Raw genomic sequence first — 22,234 nt, forward strand, 5'->3', positions numbered from 1 at the left:
GGCGCCTAGCCCGCCAACCCCTCGGCCAGCGCCTCGAACACCACCCGAATCCGCCGCGAGGTGCGCAGTTCGCGGTGGGATACCAGCCAGAAGGGAAAGCGAATTGGCTCCACATCGTCCAGTACGCGGACCATGCCGGGGATTTCGCGGGCGATCTCGTCCATCATGGCGCCGATGCCTATGCCCTGGCGCACCAGTGCCCAGTGGGCGACGGTGTGGTCGGAGTAGCAGCTGAAGTTGTCCTCGCTCACGATCAGGCCGTGCTGGCGCAAGTAGGCAAGGTAGTGGCCGCTGCGGTCTGTGCCAACAAACGGCAGGTGGGCTGCGTCCTTTGCAGTGCGGGGATGGCCGTGGGTCTGGACCCAGGCTTCAGACGCATAAAAGAAGGCCTGGGCCTCGCGCACCAGGCGGGCGATCAGGTCGGGCTGTTCGGGCTTGACGTGGCGGATGGCAATGTCGGCCTCGCGGCGCAGCAGGTCGCTCAGTGCGTCGGACGCGATCACCTCGACCGCAATGCCCGGCTCCTGCGCCCGCAGGCGCTGCACGATGGGTGGAAGCAGGTAGGTGGCCACGGCATCGGTGGCCGACACGGACACCACGCCCCCCACGGCCTGCGACCGCCCGCTGGCAGCCAGGCCCAGGGCCTCGGCGGCAGCGCCCATGGCACGCGCGTGTTCCAGCAAGTCCAGCCCGGTCGGCGTCAGCACCATGGCCTTGCCCACGCGCTCGAACAAGGTCACCCCCATCTGCTGCTCAATGGCGGCCACTTGCCGGCTCAGGGTGGGCTGGGTCAGGCCCAGCTTGCGGGCGGCGGCAGACAGCGAGCCGGTCTGGGCCGTTTGCAGAAAGGCTTTTAGCTGATTCCAGTCGAGGTTATCCATGCGTAAACGTATATGTTCGCTGCAATTTACCGCAGTTTCCTGGGCATCAATGCATGGATAGCATCCGGGTGTTGCCCATTGCGCTCTGCATTTCGCCGCCCCAGCACTTCACCGTCCGTACCCCATGTCTTCTCCCGCCATTGTTCCGGTCTCCAACGCTTCGCCCTCTGCTGCGGCCCGTTTGGCCGCGGCGTCCAAAGCGCGGTTCTGGGACCGCATCGCGCCCAAGTACGCCGCCGACCCCATTGCCGACCTGGCGGGGTACGAGGCCACCTTGCTGCGTGTGCAGGGCCTGCTGTCCACCCAGCATGACGTGCTGGAGATCGGCTGCGGCACGGGCAGCACGGCGCTGCGCCTGGCGCCTTTCACCCGGAGTTTGCTGGCCACCGACGTGTCGCCTGAAATGATTGCCATCGCCCACCAGCGGCTGGCCGCACAGCCCGCGCCACAGCTGCGTTTTGCCGTGGCCGACGCCGAGGCCGCGGCCTTCGTGCCAGGGGCGTACGACGCCGTGCTGGCCTTCAATGTGCTGCACCTGACGACCGACCTGGACGGTGCGCTCAAGCAGGCGGTGCAGGCCCTGCGACCGGGCGGGTTGCTGATCTCCAAGACGGCCTGCATCGCCGAGATGAATCCGCTGATTCCTTACCTGGCCGTGCCGCTGATGCGCGCCATTGGCAAGGCCCCGCCGGTGCTGTGCTTTGACGCACCACGGCTGCAATCAGCCATGGTGGCGCAGGGCCTGCAGATCGTCTGCGCCGAGCGCCACGGCACGCGGGGCAAGGACATCCGCGCCTTTGTGGTGGCCCGCAAACCGGGCTGATTTTTTCCCCTTTTTCACCCTGACGTGTGTGGCCCTTTTGGGGGCCGCAGGGAGTTGTTTTGCCTGTTGGTTTCCGTCGAGTCGTTTGTTTATCCCTCTATCCACACCATGACATCCATGACATCCATCGCGTCCATCACCTCCATGAAACCCCGTAAACACCTGCTGTCCATCTCCCCCGTGGCTTGCGCCATCGCAACCCTGTCGCTGCTCACCGGTTGCGCTTCGACCCTCGACCAGTCGGGCCTGGAACAGCGCACAGCACAGTCGATAGGGCGGCCTGCGGGCCAGTTCACCATCACCGACCGCCAGGAGGAAACCGGTGGCCGCGTCAACTACACCGTCAACACCCGCGACGGCACCACCTACCGGTGCTACGTGTACGGCGCCACAGGCTTTCAAAAGGCCATGAGCTTTGGGCAAACGCCGCACTCCGACGCCATGTGCACGGCCATGGTGGCGAGCCCGGGCAACAGCAGCAACCCGGCGCCAGCGGCTGCTGCAGAGCCGCGGGGCCGCAGCGCGGGCAAGGAGTGCAATGCGCTGCTGCGAACGGCTGGGCGCTGCTGAAGGCTGCTGAATGTTGTCGGGCGGCCGTTCAGTCCCTCCCGCATTCATCAACAACCCAGCAAGCCAAACACGATGAAAAGACGGCGCTGGTCCGGCATGCTGCGGGCGCTGCTTTTGCCCAAGGCCATCTGGGGCGCGGTGCAGCAGCGCTGGGATGGGCACCTGCGGTCTGCCAGCTACCGCGTGCGTGGACCCGCGCCACGCGCCGCAACGGGAAAAGCCCAATTGCTATAAATTACATAGCATAAAACGCTTATGGAATAAGCGCTAGGCACAACTTGGCTTAAAAAAATGCACACGCCCGACGCCTGACCTGTCGGGGAGCGGCGTGCGCGGGCTATGAGGGGCACGCACGGTGAGGTCACTGCCCCCAGAACGCGTCTTCCTGCGCCGGGTCGCTCGAGAACAAACGGACTTCAATGATCTTTCCGTCTGCGATGCGGACGAGGTCAACCCCCGGCTGCCGGAGCACGAGGCCGTCGCGCTCGCCCGCAAACTCGATGCTCACAGCCACCCAGTCTCCGTTGGCCATGTAGTGGTCAGCCCGGGTGATGGCAAACGTCCCTTTTGACACCGCCATCATCTGCCCCAGCAATTGGCCCACGGCCGCCATGCCGCGGTGTATGGCCGAGAACTGGTTGTTGCCCGGCTGGTGCCACACCACGTCGGGCGAGATGACGCGGCCGAGGGTGGCTTGGTCGCCGGTTTGTGCGGCCTGGATGTAGGTCTTGGCGATTTCAATGGAGTGCATGTGTTTTCCTTCGGTGAGTGTGGAGGGGGGTGGTTGCGGCCAACGCCCCGGCTTGCTGTGCTGCGAGGTGATTGTTGGACAATCAACACCCCAAAAGACGGGTAAAAACGGGGCTTATCGCTGTCATTTCAGGACAAACTGCGACCCCGTACAGCAGACCACCATGACCTCTCGCCACCACAAACCCGCCGCAGTGCGCCACCCCGACATCCAGCACCTGAGCTACCAGCCCGAGGGGCTGTACCCGCTCGACCTGGAGATATTCCGGGTATCCGACTTGCGGCAAAGGGTGGGCGGCGAGGCCCTGGGATCGACGTACCGCTACGCCTTTCCGACCCTGATCTTTGTGACGCAGGGAACCTGCATCCACCTGGTGGACTTCGAGTACGTGCGCTGCGGCCCGGGATCGGTGCTGGTCCTGCGGCCCGGCAAGACCCACAGCTTTGGAGACGCCCAGGATTGGGATGGTTGGATGGTGCTGTTCCGCCCGGAGTTTCTGTGGGCAGCGGCCCCTGCCGCGCAGGACCAGTCCCTGACCGACGGGCTGGACGGGCTGCCCACCGCGTGGGAGCTGGGCAGCGACAGTGCACCGGTGATCGCCCACGCCATTGCGCAGATGCACCAGGACACGCAGACCCACGCCGCGTCGCTGCATGCCAACGCCTTGTTGCGCTACCAGCTCTATGCGTTGCTGACGCGGCTGCGCATGGCGCACGAGCAGCAATCCGCGCAGCGCGCTCCACCGGGGCGCGCGCTGCAGAGGTTCAAGGCGTTTGAGTTGTTGGTGGAGAGGCACTTTGCCACCTGGCACCAGCTGCCCCGTTACGCACAGCAGCTGGGCTGCTCCGAGAAAAGCCTGGTGCGCGCGTCGCTGGAAGCGGCGGGCGTCACGCCCAAGGCCTTCATTTCCGCCCGCGTCGTGCTGGAGGCCAAACGCCTCCTGGCCCACACCACCTGGCCGGTGGCGCGCATTGCCGAGGGCCTGGGCTACAGCGACCTGGCGAACTTCGCCAAGTTTTTCAAGCGGGAGGCCGGGTGCACCCCAACCGAATTTCGCAGCAGGCAGACGGCCCACCACACCCACAAAGCAGGGGAGGCCGAGCGTCCGGCCCCCGCCCCGGCACGCGCAGCCTGATCGGCGCAGCCGCGGCGCATTGACCGCCGCGCGTTGTAGGCCGCGGTTCGCGGCTTCGGGCAGGTTGCGGTCCCGCACATCGCGCCGCCACGGCCGATGTGCCTTGTGCTGCGCCAACACCTGTCATGCCGCACCGCAGAAGGCGGCCTGGCAGGGCCTGGCCGCCTACCCAGGTTGTTGCGACCGTGCGATGGCGGCGATGACCTGCTCCAGCGCAGTCGTACCTGCCCGCTGCGCAGCGCTGGCATCGCTCTTGATATCGATGTGCGAGCTATTGAGGCCCACCGTCATTTCCGTGAAGCCCGCCAGCGCAGCCTTTGAGAAATGAGCGCCCGCCAGCGCCAGCGGCCAATCCGCTGGGGGCAGCACCGCCACGTCCACAGGCTTGTGGATCGTGGCCGACACCACGGCGGCTACATCGTGCGGGCTGTAGTCTTGGGGCCCGGTCAGCGTCACCGCGCGGGTCTGCGTCCATTCTTCCTGCAGCAAGGCAGCGGCAGCCCTGCCGACATCCAGCGTGGCCACCATCGGAATTCGCCGTTGCGGTGGTGCCAAAAACGTGGGCAAAGTGCCGCTGCGCACCGCTTGGTGAACGAACGGCGTCCAGTTCTCCATGAAGTAGGCCGCACGCAGAAAGATGGTGGGCACGCCCGCGTCGCCCACCCGCTGCTCGAACACGCGGTTCATCCCGATCCACCCGATCTTGCAGTCACGGTCTGCGCCCACCGAGGACAGGGCCACCAGCCTGGGCACGCCCGCTGCGACGGCCGCTTTGGCTACCGCGTCGGCCATCCAAGCAGCCTGCTCGAACAAATCTTCGCGGCCATATTGCTGGGGGCAGACGACGTAGGCGCCCCGCACGTTGCGAAGTGCGCGCGTCATGGATGCCACATCGGTCAGGTCGGCCACGGCCACCTCTGCGCCGCGGTCGGCCCACGGTTGGCTTTGGGCCGGGTTGCGCACCACCACGCGCACCCGTTGGCCGGCCTGCAACAGCGCGTCGGCGGCGGCTGCGCCGGTGCGGCCTGTCACGCCAAACACGGCGTAAGGCAGTGAGGAAACAGTCATACAAAAACTCCTATTCAAGATGGACAGGAATGGTGGATGATGGTCCGCAATGCATCAATGACATGGAGGGAATACCGAGAATGCACCAAGTGGATTTGTCGATGGTCGACCTCAACCTGCTCAAGCTTTTTGAAGCACTTGTGCGGGACCGAAGCGTGACCCTGGCGGGCCTGCGCCTAGGCTTGAGCCAACCGGCGGCCAGCCGGGCACTGGGGCGCCTGCGCCGCATGCTGAACGACCAGCTGGTGGTGCGCGGCAAGCTCGGTTTGGACCTGACGCCGCGCGGCGAAGCCCTGGCAGGCCCGGTGAGCAAGCTGCTGGACGATGCACGCGGCATCGTGTCCCCCGCAGTTTTCGACCCCGCCGCGGCCACAGGCCGCATCACCATAGCCGCGCACGACCACCTGAGCGTCGTGGTGCTGGCTGGCCTGGTGTCGCGCCTCGAGCGACAAGCGCCCGCGTTGAGCCTGCACATCGCGCAGCCGGCCGGCGACAACGTGCGGCTGATCGAACAAGGCGCCGCAGACCTGGCGCTGGGCATTTTTGATGCGTTGCCCGGCAGCCTGCATCGGCGGGGGCTCTACACCGACAGCTTGGTGTGCGTGGTGCGGGCCGGTCACCCTGCGGCCCAGGGTGCCTTCGGGCTGGACCGCTATGTGGCCTTGCGCCACGTTGCGGTGACGATTTCTGGCGTGGGGGAGAGCCCTGTGGATGTTGCTCTATCGGCCCAGGGTCTTACCCGCCACGTCGCACTGCGGGTGCCGCACTTTCTGGCGGCTGCCATGCTGGTTGCAGACAGCGAAATGGTCCTGACCTTGCCCAGTCGGTTCGCGCGTTTGATGGCAAAGAGGCTTTCTCTCGCGCTGCTGGACCTGCCGCTGCCAGTGGCACCGTTGTCACCGGCCATGATCTGGCACGAGCGCTTTCACGGGGACCCAGCGCATGCCTGGGTGAGGCAGCAGCTTGTGGATATCGCTGTGTCGTTGGATGGGGAGGCTTAGGCGCCATGCAGTCGTTGGACCGTGCGCGGGTCTTTCTGCCCGTCAAAGTACTTTTGCAGCACCGCGTCGAACACACTGCCCGGCGCAGCAGAGGCTCCGCCAAACAGTGTCATGCTGGAGCGCAGCTTGAGGTCGTCTGGCGTGCCCAACACATCCAGCGCAGAAGACGTCTCCAACTCCATCAGGATCTGACCGCACTCACGCAAGCGGCCACCGAGCACCGGGTGCGCCAGATACGCCTGTGCCTCGGCCAGCGACTCAATGGCATAGCGCTGGGCCATGTCGCTGTGCCCCAGCCCCTTGATTTGCGGGAACACAAACCACATCCAGTGCGTGCGCTTCTGGCCCGCCCGCAGCTCGGCGATCACGCGGGGCCAGACGGGCTCCTGGGCTTGTAGAAACCGGTCGAGAACTGGGGGGAGCGGCATGCTGGATTAGGTGGTGGGCTGGTTGAAGTGGATGGTGACTGTGAACCCTGCACAGGGCAAGATTTGAACGGTGATGGCAGGGGAAGAACAGAGGGTGATGTGCTCGTGACACGCCGCCAGACCCCGTGCAGAATAAAACGATGAGCACTTCCATCTCCTCCTTCCAGTCCAACGCAGACGGCACCCAGGTCACCACCTACACCTGGGCCGAGACCTCCGGCAAACCGGTGGGCGTCGTGCAAATCTCTCATGGCCTTGCCGAGCATGGCGAGCGCTACGACCGGTTTGCCAAGGCCCTGAATGCTGCAGGCTTCATCGTCCACGCCGTGGACCATCGCGGACACGGGCGCACCGCTGGTGGTCGGCTCGGGGACTTCGGCAGCGCTGGTTTCAGCGGCCTCATTGCCGACGTGGCCCAGTTCGGCGCGTTGCTGCGTGCGCAGCATGCTGGCCTGCCGCTCTTCCTGTTCGCGCACTCCATGGGCTCATTCGCAGCGCAGGCGGCCATCCTGGACCACTCCTCCACCTGGTCCGGTGTGATCCTGTCGGGCTCCACTGCCCTCGACCTATTGGCCGCCGGCATGGCCAACGCCCCCGCCGATGCGCCTGCCGGGCTCGCGGCATTCAACGCCGGGTTCGAGCACCGCACCGGCTACGAATGGCTGTCGCGCGACCCTGCGGAGGTAGATGCCTATGTGGCCGACCCCTGGTGCGGTTGGGACATGCCGGACGACGTGATCCCTTCACTCTTCGCGCCTGCGCCCCGGCTAGCCGATCCCGCGCTGCTCGCGGGCATCCGCAGCGACTTACCCATCCTCATCGCGTCAGGCGACGCGGACCCGCTGGCTGCGGGCGGGGTCTTATTGAAGCAACTGGGGCAGCGGTATCGGGATGCAGGAGTGGCCGATGTGACGGTCGAGCTGTACCCGGCGGCGCGGCATGAGATCTTGAATGAGACGAATCGGGATGAGGTGACGGGGGATGTGGTGGCGTGGCTGCGGGCGCGTTCCCGCATTGCGTAGTCACGGCTCACGTAACAGCAGTCTGCTGAAGCGGCTCCCACTCCAGTTCATGCGAACAGCTCTGCCACCCTCTCCAGGAATTCCTGCATGTTCAGCTCGGCATCCAGTGTTTCGCGGGTGATAACGTCGGCGTTTCCGTGGCGCGCCCCGTACTCGATGCGCAGCTGCATTTGGCCGTCGTCGTCCAGAGCGTTGTCGTAGCCCATGCGGTACATGCGCCAGATGTCGCCGCGGTGAGCCAGTGCCAAGAATCGATGCTCGTCGAGGCCAGTGATGGGTGGAAAGCAAAGGCACACCACTTTGATCGCGCCCTCACCAGCCCTGCCGGGCAGGGTGGCCACATGGCATCCGAGGCCGTCCGGGGGGATGCGTGCGGAGCCAGGCAAGGTGGAGGCCTTGTCTTGCCATGCGCGCGTGAGCTCGGATGCACCATTCGGACCTGTGAACCTAGCCCAAAAGCCACCTGGGTCTTTGCTCAGGCCCTGGTGCAAGGCTTCGGTCACTTCATAGTGGTGACAGCGCCGCCCGCGCGGGTCGGGGGTGTGGGACTGCAGCGATGCAGGAATAGGGCGCAGTGCGGCCCGCCAGGCAGCTATGTCGTTCCAGTGGGCCAGTGGCGGCGTGTGGGCTAGCGTGGCGCGCACCGCCGCCAGGGCCTCGCGTTCCTGAGGCGCGCGCCAGTGGCTGCTGTGCTGCCAGTGGTCCTCCAGCTCGTGGGCGATGTTGGTTGTAAGTGGGTTGCCATTGAGGTGGGCGATGACGAGGCGCTGCGCATGCGGGAAGACTTCTTCACGCAGGCTCCGCGAGCCGTCGGAGCAGTCCGGGCGGCCCGACCAGGTGTAGGCGTTGCGGTAGGGGGTACGCACGGTGTCGGCGCTGGCATCGTTGAGCAGTTGGTCCAGCCCATGCAGGTCAGTGCACAGGCCGGCCAGGGGCAGCACCCGACCACATACCAGCGCGAGGACCGCAGGCAACTGCGACAGACGTTCGAGTGTCCAGCGGTGCAGGGATCCCGGTCCGGGCTCGAAAAACGCCATGCCCAACTCGAAGGCGGTGTCCTGGTGAGGCTCGGGGCCCAGGGCTTGTGCCAGCACAGCGGTACAAGCGTCATGCCACACACGAAGGGTCAGGTTCAGCACTTCATAGCGCATCAGATTGACGGTCAGCACCTGGCGCACTGCACCGAGCCGTCGGGCGATGACGATGGGCGCGCCGGGCTCGTCGGGTGGTGCAGCTTCCAGTTCAAAACCGCTGCCAGCCATAGCGCGCGCCAGGGCAGGGGCCAAAACTTCTCGCACCTCGCTCTCGCCGCGCAGCGCATCTGGCGGGCGAGCCCCCCAGGGCAGCTTTTCGGCGGGCGCCACAGGCGTGGCGGCTTGCGCGAACTCGGTCGGCACTACCCGGCCGTCGGGCAGAAAACCCACGCCCAGCGTCGCGTCATAAGCCACCAATCCCAGCGCACCGGCAATATCCACAGCCGCCCGATATGCGGTCATCTCGTCCACGTTCGGGAGGTCAAACTGCCATGCCGCGCGACGGCAGGCGTTGGCCTGCTGCAAAGGCGTGGTGCGGCCCGTGTCCTTGAAGCGATCCTCGCACCGCAGCGCGAACTCGACGAAGCGCAGGTTCTTGCCGTCTGCGCGTGCGTGCAGTAACTCGCGCATGGCCTCCAGCGCCGCAAAGCTCTCAGGCAGCGGCAGGGCATGGCGATCGGGGTCGAAGAGGTGAAGGCTAGAGGGCATGGCTGAGCGAATGCAAAGGGTTGGCTCTCGCAGCTTAGCCGCGATCAGGGCCGGGCAGCTTCGCCGCACGAGAGGGACTTCACGCTCGCGTCGCGTAGCAGCATGCCGGCCTCCCGCCCTTCCTGTTCGGGCACTCCATGGGCTCCTGCCCAGCGCAGGCGGCGATTCTGGACCAAGCATCCACAAGCTGTAGCCGGCGGCGCAGTATGAAATCTTGAATGAGACGAATCGGGATGAGGTGACGGGGGATATCGTGGCGTGGCTGCGGGGGCGTGTGGAGGTGGCGTAGTCGATGGCCGATGCCAGGGTGGCGATCTGGCCGATGCCTGCGCTAGGCTGATTCGTAGTTACTTCCCCCTGTCCGCTATCCCTGTATTGGCTAACTACTTGTAACATCTGGTCGGAATGCCGAGCGTGCGCGCGCTCGCGCATCCTGCAAATGAACGTGTCACGCGCACGAAGAGCGGAGGTATATGGAAGATATTCCAAAGGAAATCGCCGAAATCGAAAGCATCGAAGTAGACGATGCGCACCATGATTTCGGCGGACCTGAAAACAACCAAGGAGGGGACTTCGCCCATTTTTGGCTGATTGTTAGGCTGCTTGACGTTGAGACCGCAGGAGCGCATGACTACATGTTCGTATGCGAATACGTTCAGGACGTCGCGGAGTTCGATTCCAGCAATGCACCCACATCGGTGGTGCTCTACCAGCTAAAGAAAAAGGCTGGAGGCTACTGGGGCACCGCCGAACTTACCGGGCAGACGCAAAAGAGTAAAGCGCCAAAGCCGACGAAGCCACTAATCAAGCTCTACAAGAGCGTCCAGGCTTTCAAGGAACTCCAAGCCCGTGGAGCATTCGTCTCGAATGCAAAGTACAGCGTTCCGCTTCGCACGATGCAGCACTCGACCAAGGCAGAGCAGATTTCGTTGGCGGAGCTTGACGACATTCACTGCGACGCTCTTCGAGTCGCTCTAGGAGGTTTAGCAGGCATTGCGCCAGAGGCGGTTGACCTCGATTTGCTTGAGATGCGGACGGTCTCGCTGAGCATCGACGACCTGCACAGGCACACAACGGGAATCATGTTTTCGTACCTGCAGCAAAAGGCGGCCGACCATGCAAATCAGGCGGCTGCTTTGGTTGACACGATTTACCTGAAGCTGCGAAGTGCTGCGCGAAAAACCAACGTAAGCAAGACATGGGCTGAACTTGTGGAGCGGCGCGGGTTCGGCAAGATGGCGTTCAAGAGCGCAGTGCAAGCCCTAAAGACAATTCCCGACGCGCACCAAGAGCACTTGCGCCTTCTGGACAAGCTTGCGAAGGACTGGTCTACACCAAAGACCATAAAGGTCCGCATCGCGCTCGCAAACCTCTACCGCGACAAAGTTTTGCTTGGCGACGGAAACCCTTGGCACATCGACGTCGCGCCGATCAAGGCGATCTGCCTTGCCGCGATGGATCAAGAGCACGACGACGCTGCGTGCTTCTCGGTCGTGGTCAACGAGCTGCAGAGTCAGCTGCCTTCATTGAGCGCCGAGGATGTAAGCGCGCTGGCTATTTACGAGATGATTGAGTCATGGATGCCAACAGTCCCAACCCTCGCCTCATCCTGAGAGCACTGCGAAAGAAGAAGAATGTTGCGCTTGCAATTCAACAGAATCAGAATTTGCTCCGAGAGCGAGCAGAAGGCCGTGACGCAGACGTTCCACCCCAGAAGGACGTTGTTGTGGGGCGAGAACGGAGTGGGGAAATCGACAATCCTCAAATCTCTCTACCGGGCATTTGACGCTGAACCACAAGGGGAGCTTCGTGACTGGGACTACGAAGCAATCGTAGCGGTCGATTTCACAGTCGATGGGCAACCTTTCACTGCATTGCGCCGAGGTGATTTGCGCGCCATGTACCGGGGGCAGGAGCTGATTGGCGCTGCCGCAAGCAGTGCGGATTGGAACCGCATCTTCGCGCAGACCGTTGGGTTCAAGCTGCAACTGCTCGACCGCGGGGGTACGTTCAGGCCAGCCGCCCCAAGCAACTATTTCCTTCCGTTCTTCGTCAACCAGGACGGCTCCTTTGGTGGAGCATGGGAGACTTTCAAGAGCCTCAAGCAGTTTGACAAATCGGTGGACTACACCTTGGACTACTTTGTTCAAGTACATCCAACCGACTACTTCGAGCTGAAGGCAAAGGCTCAACTAGAGAAAGTGAAGGCTGCGGAACTGAAAGTGGAGTTGGCGACACTTGAGCGGACCAGAGCGCGCTTGCGGCGAAACTTGCGGAAAACGCCCGTGAAGCTGCATGCGAAGTACTTCCAGCTTGAGATTCAGCAGTTGACGGACCTGTCCGTGGACCTCGTGAAGAAGCAGGATGCATTGCGCAAGAGCATTGTCCAAGAGCAAGAACTTGCATTCGCTCTTAAAGAACAAATTCGGCTTTCGGCGGCGGCCCTGAAGGAGCACTCTGCTGATTTCAAATTTGCGGGCGAGGCCGCGGTGATGGAGAAGCCGTTCGTGTGCCCGACTTGCCACGCAGAGCATGACGCCTCGTTCCACACTTTGCTAGGACTTGCTGAAGATGCTCGACAGCTTCTGTCATTGAAAACAACTTTGGAAGATGACCTAGACGGGGTGGAGGAGCGCTTGGCACGGCACCTCCGGCTAGCAACAGACCTGAAGCAGAAGTACGCCGACGTCGAACAAGTTCTGACCGTGAAGAGAGGGCGCTTCACATTCGACGACTTCATCAAAAGCTACAGTGCTGCGGAGGCTGACTCGCAACTGGCGGCTGAGCAGCGTGTCGTTGAAGTGGAAATCGAGACAATTGCTCGAACCATTTTGTCCATCAAGGTGGACTTGGCCGCTCTCGCGGCAGAGCATGACCCAAAGGCGCCGGTGGCGGCTTTCCGTGAGCACTTTACGCAGGCATGCGTGAAGTTGGATGTGAAAGCGCCAGACGGCATCGATACCTGGAGACTTGCCAAGCGCCCGGTCGAGTCTGGCAGCCGCAATGCTCGCGCTCTCATTGCGTACTATTCGGCGCTGTGGAGCAGCGTCGCCCGAGACGGCTATTTGCCGGTACCCGTGGTCATCGATTCACCTAATCAGGGTGCGCAGGACCGGCCACATCTCAAGCAAATGCTAGCCAATATTGCTGCTATGGCACCTCGCAATGCTCAAGTCATTCTGGCGCATGAGGAGCGGCCCGACGTCTTCGACGCTGACCTTGTAGTGCACCTGACCGCCAAGGAGCGTGTGCTCACTGAGGAGGCATTCATCGAGCTGCATCCCGAGTTGTTTAGCTATGTACAACGTGCAAGGTCTTCCCTTGCCGGGATGGTCGTCCAGGCGGACGAGGACTTTTCAGACGACGAAGGCTGAACAGTTTTCGTACGCATGGGATCCGTGTTAGTCCAGTCATAGTCCGACGAGCTCAATCCTTGCATGACCGGCGGGGGCCAGCTTCTGCCACTGATCGCAGACTTGCCTTGGGGGTGTTCGCTCCGCGCTAGGCTCACAATCGCCGCCCGATTTTTGCCGCTTCGTTTGCGTTGAGGCGCGGTTTGCGAACGCTGTCACCGGAGCGGTTAGTCCCTAGCGTTAGCACCCGCTGCAGCGCAGCCATAGCCCAGAGCCTCGAACTCTTCGATCACCGCCCCATCTACCGCCCCCGTACCCCTCGCCCCCTCCGCGCAGTCCCCGCGATCTGACAAGCGCGTCGGTACGCCCTCAAGGTCAGCTCGGCCCGCTGCATCACGGTGTCTTCCACAGCAGCAGCACGGTTGGCCAGCTCGTCGGCCTGGGCCTGTAGCAGTTCGGCCGGGCTCATCCCCGAAGCCTCGCCCGTCAGCAGCGCAATCCCCTCGCTCACGTGCCCCATGGTGTAGACATGGAACAGCCCGCGCTCCACCGCGTCCAGCACGCTGCGGTCCAGCATCAGGTGGCGTTGGTTGCGCGCGGGGATCAGCACACCGTGCGTGCCATCCAGCCCCGCCGCCACGCAGGCCTGGAACCAGCCTTCGATCTTTTCATTGATGCCGCCGACCGGCAGCACCTCGCCGTGTTGGTTGAGCGCGCCCGTCACGGCAATGCCCTGGCGCAGCGGCAGGCCGGACAGGCTGGAGAGCAGCGCATACAGCTCGGCGCACGAGGCCGAGTCGCCTTCCACGCCGCTGTATTCCTGCTCGAACACGATGGACGCGTTGAGCGCAAGCGGCGCCACGTGGCTGAACAGGGCGGTGAGGTAGCTGTGCAGGATGAGCACGCCCTTGTCGTGGATGGGGCCGGACATATCGACCTCGCGCTCGATGTTGAGCAGGCCCTCTTGCCCGGCAAAGGTGCGCGCCGTGATGCGCACGGGGAAGCCGAAGCGGTAGTCGCCCAGGTCGATCTGCGTCATGGCGTTGATCTGGCCGGTGATGGAGCCTGCCAGCGTGATCAGGCGCTCGCCCTCGGTGATGGACTCGTGCAGCTCTTCTTCGGGCTGGTTGTGGCGCAGGGTGCGGGCGGTCTGGGCGGCCAACACGTCGGCCGCGTGCACCAGGGTGCCGCCGCGCGCCTTGCACAGCGCGGCGCTTTCAATGGCCAGCGCTTCGGTGTGTGCAAAGCGGGCGCTCTGGCGGCGCTGGTCGTCGGCCTCGCGGTGGGTCTGCTCCAGCAGCAGGGCCACGGCGTCGGGCGCAAAGTGGGGCAGGCCGCGCTGTTTGCAGAAGTGCGCCACCAGGATGGCAGTGGCGTGGTGCGTGGCGGGGGTGGCCGAAAACTGGTCTGAAAAATCCACCTTGACGCGAAAGCGCCGCGCCGCGTCGGGGTCGGCCTCTTGCATGGCGTAGTACTCGTCCACCGAACCAATGAGGACGATCTTCACGTCAACCTCTACGGGCTCGGGCTGCAGTGCCACGGCAGCGCCGGCGCCGCCCCCGGGTTGCGCTGGGCTGCCTTCCTCGATCTGCAGCCGGCCGCAGCGCAGAAAGCGCCGCAGCCGCGCCCACAGACCTTCTTCGGCCGCCAGGTCGTGCAGGTGCAGAAGGATGAAGCCGCCGTGCGCCTTGAGCAGGCTGCCCGCGTGGATGCTGGCATGGTCGGCCTGCACGGTGTCGCTGTCGGTGCCGTGCTCGATGCTGCCAAACAGGGTGCGCAGGGTGGGGTGGTCCTCGACCAGCACGGGCGCGGTGGTGTGGCCGTGGTGGTCCACCACCAGGTTCACACTGCAGCGGGCCAGCAGGCTGTCGAGCGCGTCCTTGCGGTCGTCTTCGGCGTCGGTGTCTTGCTCGTCGTCGATGCCCTCGAACAGATCGATGTTCAGCAGCACCGCGTGCTCCACCTGGTCGAGCCACTGGCCCAGCTTGGCGGCGTCTTTGATCTGTTGGGTGAGGCCCTGGCGGATGTCGTGCAGCGCGTGTTCGACCAGTGGCTTCACGGTGAGCCGGCGCAGCTGGGCCAGCGCGTCATCGCGCGCGTGCTCCAGCGGCCGGGTGGTTTCGATGAAGCGGGTGATCTCGGCGCGCAGCGCGTGTTCGGCCGTGTCGATCTCGGCACGGTGCTCGCGGGGCAGGGCGTGGGTCTCGGCTTCGCTCAGCGGCTGGCCGCCGGGGCCGAGCAGGGTGAACACCATCTGCCCGTTGTCGCGCGACAGCCGCACGTGGCGCGCTTCGGCAAACGCGTCCAGCGTGGCAAACGCACTGCGCTCCTGTTCCTGCCAGGCCTGCTCGATGCGATCGGCATCGGCCTTGAAGTCGGGGCTGGCCAGCCGGCGCGGGATGTCGACCTGCAGGTTTTTGCCCATGTCGGCCATGCGCTGGCGCAGCACGCGGCCCTGGCCGGGCGGCAGGCGCAGGGCGCGGGGCCGGTCGGGCAGGTCGAAGTTGTGCAGGTAGCACAGGTCCGGCGGCACGGGCCGTGCGGCTGCTGCTGTTTGCATGGCCTGGCGCATCAGCGATGCACGGCCGCTGCCCACTTCGCCCAGCACAAACAGGTGATAGTCGGGCTGCAGCATGTTCAGGCCGAACTGCGCGGCGGCCTGCGCGCGCTCTTGGCCGATCCAGGGCAGGGGCAAGTCCTTGAGCTCGGCCGTGCTGGCAAAGCCGAGCGCGCTGGGGTCGATGGTCAGCCGCAGCTGGTGGGGGGCGAGGGACTGAGCGGGCATGGGCAAAAGCGGGGCGGCAGGCGGGTGTAAAACACGGCGCCCGCATGGGTTTTGAGGTCAAAAATGGCTCTAGCGCTGGATGGTAGTGCGCTAGTAGCTATAAAAATGATAGTAAATCGATGGCGCTGGTCAAGGCCGTGCAACCGGGCACGCGCCCGCGGGTGCACCGCCTGCCAGCGCGTGGCTTTTTGCGTCGCCCAGCGCAGCCGCGCCCGGCAGCTCCGTGGGCCAGCCCGCCAGATGCTGCTGGGCCACGCGGCTCAGTGCGGTGATCCAGTGGTTGTTGTCGTTCAGGCAGGGGATGTAGTGAAACTCCTGGCCGCCCGCGTGCAAAAAGGCTTCGCGCACTTCCATGTTGATTTCTTCCAGCGTCTCCAGGCAGTCGCTGGTAAAGCCGGGGCACACCACATCCACGCGCCGCGTGCCGGCCTTGCCCAGTGCCTCGATGGTGGGCTGGGTGTAGGGCTCGAGCCACTTGGCCTTGCCAAAGCGCGACTGAAAAGTGATGCGGTAGCGCTCTGCGCGCAGGCCCAGGCGCTCGGCCAGCAGGCGGCCGGTCTTGCGCGCCTCACAGTGGTAGGGGTCGCCCAGGTGCAAGGTGCGCTCGGGCACGCCGTGGAAGCTCATCACCAGCTGGTCGGGCTGGCCGTGGTGCTTCCAATGGGTTTCGATGGTGCGGGCCAGGGCATCGATATAGCCGGGGTGGTCGTGGTAGCGGTTCACAAACCGCAGCTCGGGCACGTTGCGCGTGCGTGCAGCCCAGCTGTAGACGGCGTCAAACACGCTGGCGGTGGTGGTGGCCGAGTACTGCGGGTACAGCGGCAATATCAGGATGCGCGTGGCGCCCTCGGCCTTCAGCGCGTCGAGCTGGCTGGCGATGGAGGGGTTGCCGTAGCGCATGGCGTGGCGCACCAGCACGGTGTGCCCGGCTTCGCCCAGCCAGCCGCGCAGCAGCGTGGCCTGCTTGGCCGTCCACACCGCCAGCGGCGAGCCCTCGGGCGTCCACACGCTGGCGTACTTGGCGGCCGACTTGGAAGGACGCGTGCGCAGGATGATGCCGTGCAGGATGGGCAGCCACACCAGCTTGGGGATCTCAACCACGCGGTGGTCGCCGAGGAACTGCGCCAGGTAGCGGCGCACGGCGGGCGCGGTGGCTGCGTCCGGCGTGCCCAGGTTGCACAGCAGCACTGCGGTGCGGTCGGCCTGGCCGTGGGTGTAAGGAGGTTCGGGGCGGAAGGAGGGCATGGGGCATTTTCGCCCACGTGTGCAACGCCGGGCGGCGCGGTGCTTGCTGGAGCGTCTATGCGGCCTGAACAGCCCCTTGGCATCAAGCCTGCCGCCGGGCACATTCATCGTGCGGAGGTCGCCCCAGGACCCCGAGTGCGAGGGGGCCTGCGGTATGCTTTGCGGCCGCCGCCTGGCACCCACCGGGCCCTTCACCTCCCGCTGTTTTTTGTAGGTGCGCCCCCGTGCTGACCCCCTCCCTGGACCTCCCCCGCATCCGTGCTGTCACCATCGACCTGGACGACACGCTGTGGCCCATCTGGCCCACCATCGAACGTGCCGAGGCCGTGTTGCTGCAGTGGATGACCGAACATGCGCCCGCCACCGCGCGCCTGTTCCAGAGCACCGAAGCCCTGCGCGCCATCCGCAACCAGATGGTGAACCTGCGGCCCGACTTGCAGCACGACCTGAGCGCGCTGCGCCGCGAATCGATTCGCATGGCGCTGACGCAGGCAGGTGACGATGGCGCGCTGGCCGAGCCCGCGTTCAACCTGTTTTTTGCCGAGCGCCAACGCGTGACGCTGTTTGACGATGCGCACGACACACTGGCGTTCCTGTCGGCTCGTTACCCGGTAGTGGCACTGTCCAACGGCAACGCCGACATCCACAAGGTGGGAATCGGCCAGTATTTCAAACACAGCCTGAGCGCAGCGGTGCTGGGCGTTGCCAAGCCCGACGCGCGCATCTTTCATGCGGCCGCAGAGCTGCTGCAGTTGCCGCCCGAGCATGTGCTGCATGTGGGCGACGACGCCACCCTGGACGCCCGCGGCGCCATGGATGCGGGCATGCAGGCCGTGTGGCTGAATCCGGCCGAAGCGGCGTGGCCCTACGACCAGCCGCCCCACGCCACGGTGAGTAGCTTGAGCGAGCTCTGCAGCCTGCTGGGCCAAGGCTCAGCGTGACCAGGCCCTGAGCCCGAGGTCCTGCGCGAGCTGCCTGTACTCCTCCAGGCTGCGCTGCACAAAATCCGTGAGCGCATCGCCCGTCAGTGCAAACGGGTACAGGCCATATTGCGCGCACAACCTGCCGTAACCGGGGGCAGCCAAGGCTTCGCGCAGGGCGCTCGTCCACGCGCGCACTGCGGCATCCGGCGCGCTGGCCGCCATGTACAGGCCGCGCACCGTGGGCCAGACGAGGTCCAGGCCCTGTTCGCGTGCAGTGGGCAGCCCCGCCAGGTTGCCGGGCATGCGCGCTTGCGACAGCACAGCCAGTACCCGCAGCGGCGCGCCCTGCGCCGCGGCCTGCATGGCCTCTGCCGCATCGCCGGTAAAGAGGTGGATGTGCCCGCCGCGCAAGGCCTTGAGCGCCTCGCCGCCGCCTTCAAACGACACAAAACGCATGCGCTTGGGGTCTTGCCCCGCGGCACGCACCAGCAGGGCGGCTTTCATCCAGTCCTGGCTGCCGAGCGTTCCGCCGGCTCCAAACACCACGCGCGCCGAGTCTTTGCGCAAGGCAGCCACCACGTCCTGCAAGCGCTGGTAGGGCGCGTCACGGTGTACCGCCACCACGCCGTAGTCGGTGCCCAGCGTGGCAATCCAGCGCACGGCGCTCACCGGGTGCGGCCCGAAGCGCCCCTGCGCGATGTTGAGCAGCGAGCCGCTGGAGAACGCGACCAGCGTGCCCGGGCCGCCCAGGCGCCCGGTGGCCACTTGGTCAAAAGCCACGGCGCCGATGCCACCGGGCAGATAGCGGGTGCGCAGCGGCGCGCGTGTAGGCCGCACGGCCTGCAGTGCCTGGGTGGCCAGCCCGCAGGTCAGATCAAAACCGCCGCCGGGCCGTGATGGGGCCACGCATTCGGCGGGCTCGGTGGACGCGTCGGCTGTGTTTGCCAACGTTGGCGCTGCGCAGCTCGCCGCGCAGGCAGCGGCCAGCATTGCCAACGCTTGCCTGCGGCTCGGGGGCGCTGGCGCGCGGCCTTCCAGCAAGTGCTTGTGGGCTGAGGGTTGCATGGCGTTGTGGCGTTGTGGCGTTGGGCGTTGTGGCGTCAAGGCACGGCGGTGTTCATGCCCGTGGCCACCAGAGTATGGCCAGCAGGCCCGTCCCCTCGGACCGCGCCTCCAGGCGCAGGCGGCCGCGGTGGCGTTCTGCAATCGACCGCGCAATGGCCAGGCCCAGGCCCGAGCCGCCCGCTGCGGCCTGCGAGCCGCGCCGGTAGCGGTGGCCCAGGGCATCGCGCTCTTGCGGCGAGAGGCCCGGGCCGTTGTCTTCCACGCTCAGGCTCCAGCCCAGGCTGTCTTCGGCCGCTGACACCGTGATGGTGCCGTGCTCCGGGGTGTAGGCGATGGCGTTGGCCGCCAGGTTGGTCAGCGCCTCGCGCAGCAGGCCGCTGTCTGCCACTGCGGGCACTTCGGCGGTGGCGGTATGAATGCCGAAGTCGATCTGCTTGGCGCGGGCCTGGGGCAGCAGCGCGAGCGCCACCGTGCGCAGCAGCGCGGCCAAGTCGCAGGGTGCCAGGTCCACGGCCGCGGTGTCGCTGCGGCCCAGCGCCAGCAGCTGCTGCGTGCTGCGCGTGGCGCGCGCGATCTCGTTGCCCAGGGCGGCCAGCGTGTCTTGCACCTGGGCCACATCGGGCGCGCGGCGCGCGTAGTCGATCTGCATTTGCAGCGTGGTGAGGTGGGTGCGCAACTGGTGCGACGCATCGTCGAGAAACTGGCGCTGCTGGGCCACCAGGTCTTGCGTGCGTGCCATCTGCTGGTTGACGGCCGCGACCAGCGGGCGGATGTCGGCGGGCAGCTCGGCGCCCTCCATGGGCGTCATGTCGTCGGGGCTGCGCGCCTGTACCTCACGCGCCAGACGCGCCAGCGGGCGCAGCGCCAGGGCCAGCGTGCCGGCCGTGCCCAGCACCATGAGCGCCAGCACCAGGCCATCGCGCAGTGCGGCGCGGCGCACGAACCGGCGGGTGAAATCCTCCCGCGACTGCGTGCTTTCGGCCACCTGCACCAGCACGCTGCTGGCCTCGGGCGTGGTCGGCGGCGTCTCGGTGGCGCGCCGGTACGCGGCCAGGCGCACGGATTCGCCAAAGTAGGTCGCGTCGTAGAAACGCGGCACACCGGGCTCCAGCGGCTCGGGCGGCAATGGCAGGTCGGCATTGCCCAGTTCGACCAGGCCATCGGACGACGCCACCCGAAAGTACACCGGGCCGCTGGCCGTGAGCTCAAAAAACTCGAGCATGCTGTACGGCAGCTCGGCTGACAGCCCGCCCGACGCGGTGGAGATGTTGGCGTCGATGGACTTGAGCGCGCCCAGCAATGAACGGTCGTACGCCGCATTCGCGGCCTCGAGCGCGTCGTGCCGCGTCATCCACAGCTCTACCCCCGTCACCACGGCCAGTAGCGGTAGCAAGAGGCCGGCGAGCAGTCGCCACAGGCTGGCCCGGCGCAGGCTCGCGGCAAGTCGCATGCTCAGTCCGACTCGAGGGCGTAACCCAGACCACGCAGCGTGACGATGCGCACGCCACTGCCATCGAGCCGCTTGCGCAGGCGGTGTACGAAGACTTCCACGGCCTCGGGGTGCACGTCGTTTTCGTCAGAGAACACCCGGTCCAGGATCTGCTGCTTGGAAAATGGCTCGCCACTGCGCTGCACCAGCACCCGCAGCACCGCGTGCTCGCGCGGCGACAGGGCCAGCGGTTCGCCGTGCAGCACAAATTGCTTGCGCGCGCTGTCATAGGCCAGAGGGCCGCAGGCCAGGCGAGGCCGCTCGGTGCCGCGCGCACGGCGCACCAGGGCGTGCAGGCGCGCTTCCAGCTCGGCCAGCTCGAACGGCTTGGCCAAAAAGTCGTCCGCCCCCGCGTTGAGCAGGCGCACCCGCTCATCGAGCGAATCGCGCGCAGTGAGGATCAGCGTAGGCAGGCGCTGATCGCGGTCGCGCAGTCGCTGCAGCACCGCATGGCCATCAAGCCCCGGCAGGCCCAGGTCGAGCACCAGCGCGTCGTAGTCGCCATGCTGCTGCAAGGCGCGGTCGGCCAGGCGGCCGTCGTTGACCCATTCGACCTGAATGCCCGCGTGCTCCAGCGCCCGGCTGAGCCAGGTGCCAAGGCTGTGTTCGTCTTCGGCCAGGAGGATGCGCATGGGTGGGATGCTACTGGCGTTGTGCAGTGCCGTCGCCGAGGTCCGCGCGCCCGGGCCACAGGCCCGGCGCGCCCCGCCAGCGCCACCGTGGAACTGGCTTTGCCAGGCCACAGGTGGCGTCCCCCTCTGGGGGAAGGCGCGGCACGCGACTCAGGGGGAGCTTTAGTCCGGCTTCACCTGCGCACGCTTGATCACCTTTTGCCAACGCGCCTGTTCGGTGGCGATGAACTGCGCAAACTGCGCTGGCGAGCCGCCGATGGCTTCGGCCGCATCGCCGCTCAGGCGCTTGATCGACTCCGGCGCCTTCACGGCCTTGGCGGTTTCGGTGGCGAGTTTGTCCAGGTGCTCTTGCGACAGGCTGGCTGGGGCCAGCATGCCGTACCACTGCGTCATCTCAAAGCCCGGGAAGCCTTGCTCGGCCACGGTGGGCACATCGGGAAGCTGCGGCAGGCGCTGGGTCGATCCGGTCGCGATGCAGCGCACCTTGCCGGACTTGATGAAGGGCAGCATGGCGGCGGCGCCGACCGATGCGGCGTCGAGGCGGCCCGAAAGCAGGTCGGTCATCATCGGGCCGGTACCGCGGTAGGGCACGTGCAGCATGAAGATTTCGGCCGTCATCTTGAGGTACTCGAACGCCAGGTGGCCCGCGCTGCCGTTGCCTGCGGAGCCGTAGCTCAGCTTGGCGGGGTTCTTTTTGGCGTAGGCGATGAACTCCTTGAGGTTCTTGGCCGGCACGTCGGGGTGCACCACGTACAGGCTGGGCACCTTGGCCAGCAGGCTCACGGGCTTGAAGTCCTTGTTGGCGTCATATGGCAGCTTGTCAAAGATGTAGGGGTTGACGGCCAACGTGCCGATGTGGCCGAGGATCAGCGTGTGCTGGTCGTCGGCGCGGGCCACTTCCTGCATGGCGATGTTGCCGGCGGCGCCGGGCTTGTTGTCCACGAACACGCTCTGGCCCAGCGTCTTGGTGAGCTCCGCCGCCGTCGAGCGCGCGACGATCTCGGAGCTGCCCCCGGGGGCAAAGGGCACCACAAAGCGGATCGATTTGGACGGCCACGCGGCCTGGGCCGACGCCAGCGTGGGCAGCAGGCCGCCCATTGCCAGTGCGCCGCCCGCGCCCAGCAGGTGGCGGCGCGAAAGGTGGAGGAGGGTGGAAAGGTCGTTGTGGGTGGGCATGTTTGTCTCCATGAAAGCCGTCAAGCGTGACAGGGCCCATGTTGCGCGCGGCGTGCTTTCGGAATGCTGTCAGTCGGCCCCGGGTTTTCCCGGGGGCGGGCCGGTGGGGCTCCCTGCGCCTGGGCTTTCGACGCGCTCGGCCGTT

At 65.7% G+C, this 22,234-nt stretch carries 19 protein-coding genes; 8 read left to right on the forward strand and 11 right to left on the reverse strand.

Features of this window, described 5'->3' with window-relative positions; genetic code table 11:
* Positions 1-5: 5 nt before the first annotated feature.
* Positions 6-881, reverse strand: a complete 876-nt coding sequence (locus ACSQ3Q_RS08625) for a LysR family transcriptional regulator (protein ID WP_436133984.1) — start codon at positions 879-881, stop codon at positions 6-8.
* A 124-nt stretch (positions 882-1,005) separates the two neighbouring features.
* Here ACSQ3Q_RS08625 and ACSQ3Q_RS08630 point away from each other — a divergent pair, with 124 nt between their 5' ends.
* Positions 1,006-1,704: a class I SAM-dependent DNA methyltransferase gene (locus ACSQ3Q_RS08630; protein WP_436133985.1), complete on the forward strand. Its 699-nt coding sequence runs from the start codon at positions 1,006-1,008 to the stop codon at positions 1,702-1,704.
* A 108-nt stretch (positions 1,705-1,812) separates the two neighbouring features.
* On the forward strand, positions 1,813-2,274 hold the full coding sequence (locus ACSQ3Q_RS08635; RefSeq protein WP_436133986.1) for a hypothetical protein: 462 nt from the start codon (positions 1,813-1,815) through the stop codon (positions 2,272-2,274).
* 361 nt (positions 2,275-2,635) lie between these two features.
* Here the strand turns inward: ACSQ3Q_RS08635 and ACSQ3Q_RS08640 are convergent, their stop codons facing one another.
* Complete coding sequence (locus ACSQ3Q_RS08640; protein WP_436133987.1) at positions 2,636-3,025, reverse strand: nuclear transport factor 2 family protein; 390 nt, start codon at positions 3,023-3,025, stop codon at positions 2,636-2,638.
* Positions 3,026-3,188: 163 nt separating this feature from the next.
* Between ACSQ3Q_RS08640 and ACSQ3Q_RS08645 the strand changes: the two genes are divergently transcribed.
* Positions 3,189-4,160, forward strand: a complete 972-nt coding sequence (locus ACSQ3Q_RS08645) for an AraC family transcriptional regulator (RefSeq protein WP_436133988.1) — start codon at positions 3,189-3,191, stop codon at positions 4,158-4,160.
* 165 nt (positions 4,161-4,325) lie between these two features.
* Here the strand turns inward: ACSQ3Q_RS08645 and ACSQ3Q_RS08650 are convergent, their stop codons facing one another.
* Entirely contained in the window at positions 4,326-5,228 is a 903-nt protein-coding gene (locus ACSQ3Q_RS08650; protein WP_436133989.1) for an NmrA family NAD(P)-binding protein, read from the reverse strand.
* 80 nt (positions 5,229-5,308) lie between these two features.
* On the opposite strand from ACSQ3Q_RS08650, the gene ACSQ3Q_RS08655 reads away from it, so the two are divergent.
* A complete protein-coding gene (locus ACSQ3Q_RS08655) occupies positions 5,309-6,229 on the forward strand; it encodes a LysR family transcriptional regulator (RefSeq protein WP_436133990.1) in 921 nt (306 codons plus the stop codon).
* Here the strand turns inward: ACSQ3Q_RS08655 and ACSQ3Q_RS08660 are convergent.
* Complete coding sequence (locus ACSQ3Q_RS08660; RefSeq protein WP_436133991.1) at positions 6,226-6,657, reverse strand: DUF1810 domain-containing protein; 432 nt, start codon at positions 6,655-6,657, stop codon at positions 6,226-6,228. The genes ACSQ3Q_RS08655 and ACSQ3Q_RS08660 overlap by 4 nt on opposite strands.
* 140 nt (positions 6,658-6,797) lie before the next feature.
* Here ACSQ3Q_RS08660 and ACSQ3Q_RS08665 point away from each other — a divergent pair, with 140 nt between their 5' ends.
* Positions 6,798-7,679, forward strand: coding sequence for a lysophospholipase (locus ACSQ3Q_RS08665; protein WP_436133992.1), 882 nt, complete (start codon positions 6,798-6,800; stop codon positions 7,677-7,679).
* 47 nt (positions 7,680-7,726) lie between these two features.
* Here ACSQ3Q_RS08665 and ACSQ3Q_RS08670 read toward each other — a convergent pair whose 3' ends face one another.
* Entirely contained in the window at positions 7,727-9,421 is a 1,695-nt protein-coding gene (locus tag ACSQ3Q_RS08670; RefSeq protein WP_436133993.1) for a hypothetical protein, read from the reverse strand.
* A gap of 473 nt (positions 9,422-9,894) precedes the next feature.
* Between ACSQ3Q_RS08670 and ACSQ3Q_RS08675 the strand changes: the two genes are divergently transcribed.
* Positions 9,895-11,034 carry a dsDNA nuclease domain-containing protein gene (locus ACSQ3Q_RS08675; RefSeq protein ID WP_436133994.1) on the forward strand — a complete coding sequence of 380 codons (1,140 nt, stop codon included), beginning with the start codon at positions 9,895-9,897 and terminating at the stop codon, positions 11,032-11,034.
* 78 nt (positions 11,035-11,112) lie between these two features.
* Entirely contained in the window at positions 11,113-12,795 is a 1,683-nt protein-coding gene (locus ACSQ3Q_RS08680; protein ID WP_436133995.1) for a hypothetical protein, read from the forward strand.
* A 280-nt stretch (positions 12,796-13,075) separates the two neighbouring features.
* On the opposite strand, the gene ACSQ3Q_RS08685 is transcribed toward ACSQ3Q_RS08680, so the two are convergent.
* Positions 13,076-15,559 carry a Lon protease family protein gene (locus ACSQ3Q_RS08685; protein ID WP_436133996.1) on the reverse strand — a complete coding sequence of 828 codons (2,484 nt, stop codon included), beginning with the start codon at positions 15,557-15,559 and terminating at the stop codon, positions 13,076-13,078.
* A 129-nt stretch (positions 15,560-15,688) separates the two neighbouring features.
* The gene (gene hemH, locus ACSQ3Q_RS08690; protein WP_436133997.1) at positions 15,689-16,804 is read right to left on the reverse strand and encodes a ferrochelatase; all 1,116 of its coding nucleotides are present in this window, start codon (positions 16,802-16,804) and stop codon (positions 15,689-15,691) included.
* 224 nt (positions 16,805-17,028) lie between these two features.
* Here hemH and ACSQ3Q_RS08695 point away from each other — a divergent pair, with 224 nt between their 5' ends.
* Positions 17,029-17,745, forward strand: coding sequence for an HAD-IA family hydrolase (locus ACSQ3Q_RS08695; RefSeq protein WP_436133998.1), 717 nt, complete (start codon positions 17,029-17,031; stop codon positions 17,743-17,745).
* Here the strand turns inward: ACSQ3Q_RS08695 and ACSQ3Q_RS08700 are convergent.
* The 4 genes from ACSQ3Q_RS08700 to ACSQ3Q_RS08715 all read right to left on the reverse strand — a co-directional run bounded on the left by ACSQ3Q_RS08700 (position 17,737) and on the right by ACSQ3Q_RS08715 (position 22,089).
* Positions 17,737-18,717 (reverse strand): tripartite tricarboxylate transporter substrate-binding protein, encoded by a 981-nt coding sequence (locus ACSQ3Q_RS08700; RefSeq protein ID WP_436136969.1) that lies wholly within the window; start codon positions 18,715-18,717, stop codon positions 17,737-17,739. The two genes, ACSQ3Q_RS08695 and ACSQ3Q_RS08700, sit on opposite strands and share 9 nt — an antisense overlap.
* Positions 18,718-18,844: 127 nt before the next feature.
* On the reverse strand, positions 18,845-20,242 hold the full coding sequence (locus tag ACSQ3Q_RS08705; RefSeq protein ID WP_436133999.1) for a sensor histidine kinase N-terminal domain-containing protein: 1,398 nt from the start codon (positions 20,240-20,242) through the stop codon (positions 18,845-18,847).
* A gap of 2 nt (positions 20,243-20,244) precedes the next feature.
* The gene (locus ACSQ3Q_RS08710) at positions 20,245-20,913 is read right to left on the reverse strand and encodes a response regulator (RefSeq protein ID WP_436134000.1); all 669 of its coding nucleotides are present in this window, start codon (positions 20,911-20,913) and stop codon (positions 20,245-20,247) included.
* A gap of 162 nt (positions 20,914-21,075) precedes the next feature.
* Positions 21,076-22,089, reverse strand: a complete 1,014-nt coding sequence (locus ACSQ3Q_RS08715; protein WP_436134001.1) for a Bug family tripartite tricarboxylate transporter substrate binding protein — start codon at positions 22,087-22,089, stop codon at positions 21,076-21,078.
* Positions 22,090-22,234: the final 145 nt, after the last annotated feature.

The sequence above is a fragment of the Acidovorax sp. LjRoot129 genome, assembly GCF_964253765.1.
Classification (GTDB): Bacteria; Pseudomonadota; Gammaproteobacteria; order Burkholderiales; family Burkholderiaceae_C; genus Acidovorax.

Bases quoted from the DNA above. Each gene is read 5' to 3' on its own strand.
- ACSQ3Q_RS08625 (WP_436133984.1), bottom strand. From the start codon at position 881: ATGGATAACCTCGACTGGAATCAGCTAAAAGCCTTTCTGCAAACGGCC.
- ACSQ3Q_RS08630 (WP_436133985.1), top strand. From the start codon at position 1,006: ATGTCTTCTCCCGCCATTGTTCCGGTCTCCAACGCTTCGCCCTCTGCT.
- ACSQ3Q_RS08635 (WP_436133986.1), top strand. From the start codon at position 1,813: ATGACATCCATGACATCCATCGCGTCCATCACCTCCATGAAACCCCGT.
- ACSQ3Q_RS08640 (WP_436133987.1), bottom strand. From the start codon at position 3,025: ATGCACTCCATTGAAATCGCCAAGACCTACATCCAGGCCGCACAAACC.
- ACSQ3Q_RS08645 (WP_436133988.1), top strand. From the start codon at position 3,189: ATGACCTCTCGCCACCACAAACCCGCCGCAGTGCGCCACCCCGACATC.
- ACSQ3Q_RS08650 (WP_436133989.1), bottom strand. From the start codon at position 5,228: ATGACTGTTTCCTCACTGCCTTACGCCGTGTTTGGCGTGACAGGCCGC.
- ACSQ3Q_RS08655 (WP_436133990.1), top strand. From the start codon at position 5,309: ATGCACCAAGTGGATTTGTCGATGGTCGACCTCAACCTGCTCAAGCTT.
- ACSQ3Q_RS08660 (WP_436133991.1), bottom strand. From the start codon at position 6,657: ATGCCGCTCCCCCCAGTTCTCGACCGGTTTCTACAAGCCCAGGAGCCC.
- ACSQ3Q_RS08665 (WP_436133992.1), top strand. From the start codon at position 6,798: ATGAGCACTTCCATCTCCTCCTTCCAGTCCAACGCAGACGGCACCCAG.
- ACSQ3Q_RS08670 (WP_436133993.1), bottom strand. From the start codon at position 9,421: ATGCCCTCTAGCCTTCACCTCTTCGACCCCGATCGCCATGCCCTGCCG.
- ACSQ3Q_RS08675 (WP_436133994.1), top strand. From the start codon at position 9,895: ATGGAAGATATTCCAAAGGAAATCGCCGAAATCGAAAGCATCGAAGTA.
- ACSQ3Q_RS08685 (WP_436133996.1), bottom strand. From the start codon at position 15,559: ATGCCCGCTCAGTCCCTCGCCCCCCACCAGCTGCGGCTGACCATCGAC.
- hemH (WP_436133997.1), bottom strand. From the start codon at position 16,804: ATGCCCTCCTTCCGCCCCGAACCTCCTTACACCCACGGCCAGGCCGAC.
- ACSQ3Q_RS08700 (WP_436136969.1), bottom strand. From the start codon at position 18,717: ATGCTGGCCGCTGCCTGCGCGGCGAGCTGCGCAGCGCCAACGTTGGCA.
- ACSQ3Q_RS08705 (WP_436133999.1), bottom strand. From the start codon at position 20,242: ATGCGACTTGCCGCGAGCCTGCGCCGGGCCAGCCTGTGGCGACTGCTC.
- ACSQ3Q_RS08710 (WP_436134000.1), bottom strand. From the start codon at position 20,913: ATGCGCATCCTCCTGGCCGAAGACGAACACAGCCTTGGCACCTGGCTC.
- ACSQ3Q_RS08715 (WP_436134001.1), bottom strand. From the start codon at position 22,089: ATGCCCACCCACAACGACCTTTCCACCCTCCTCCACCTTTCGCGCCGC.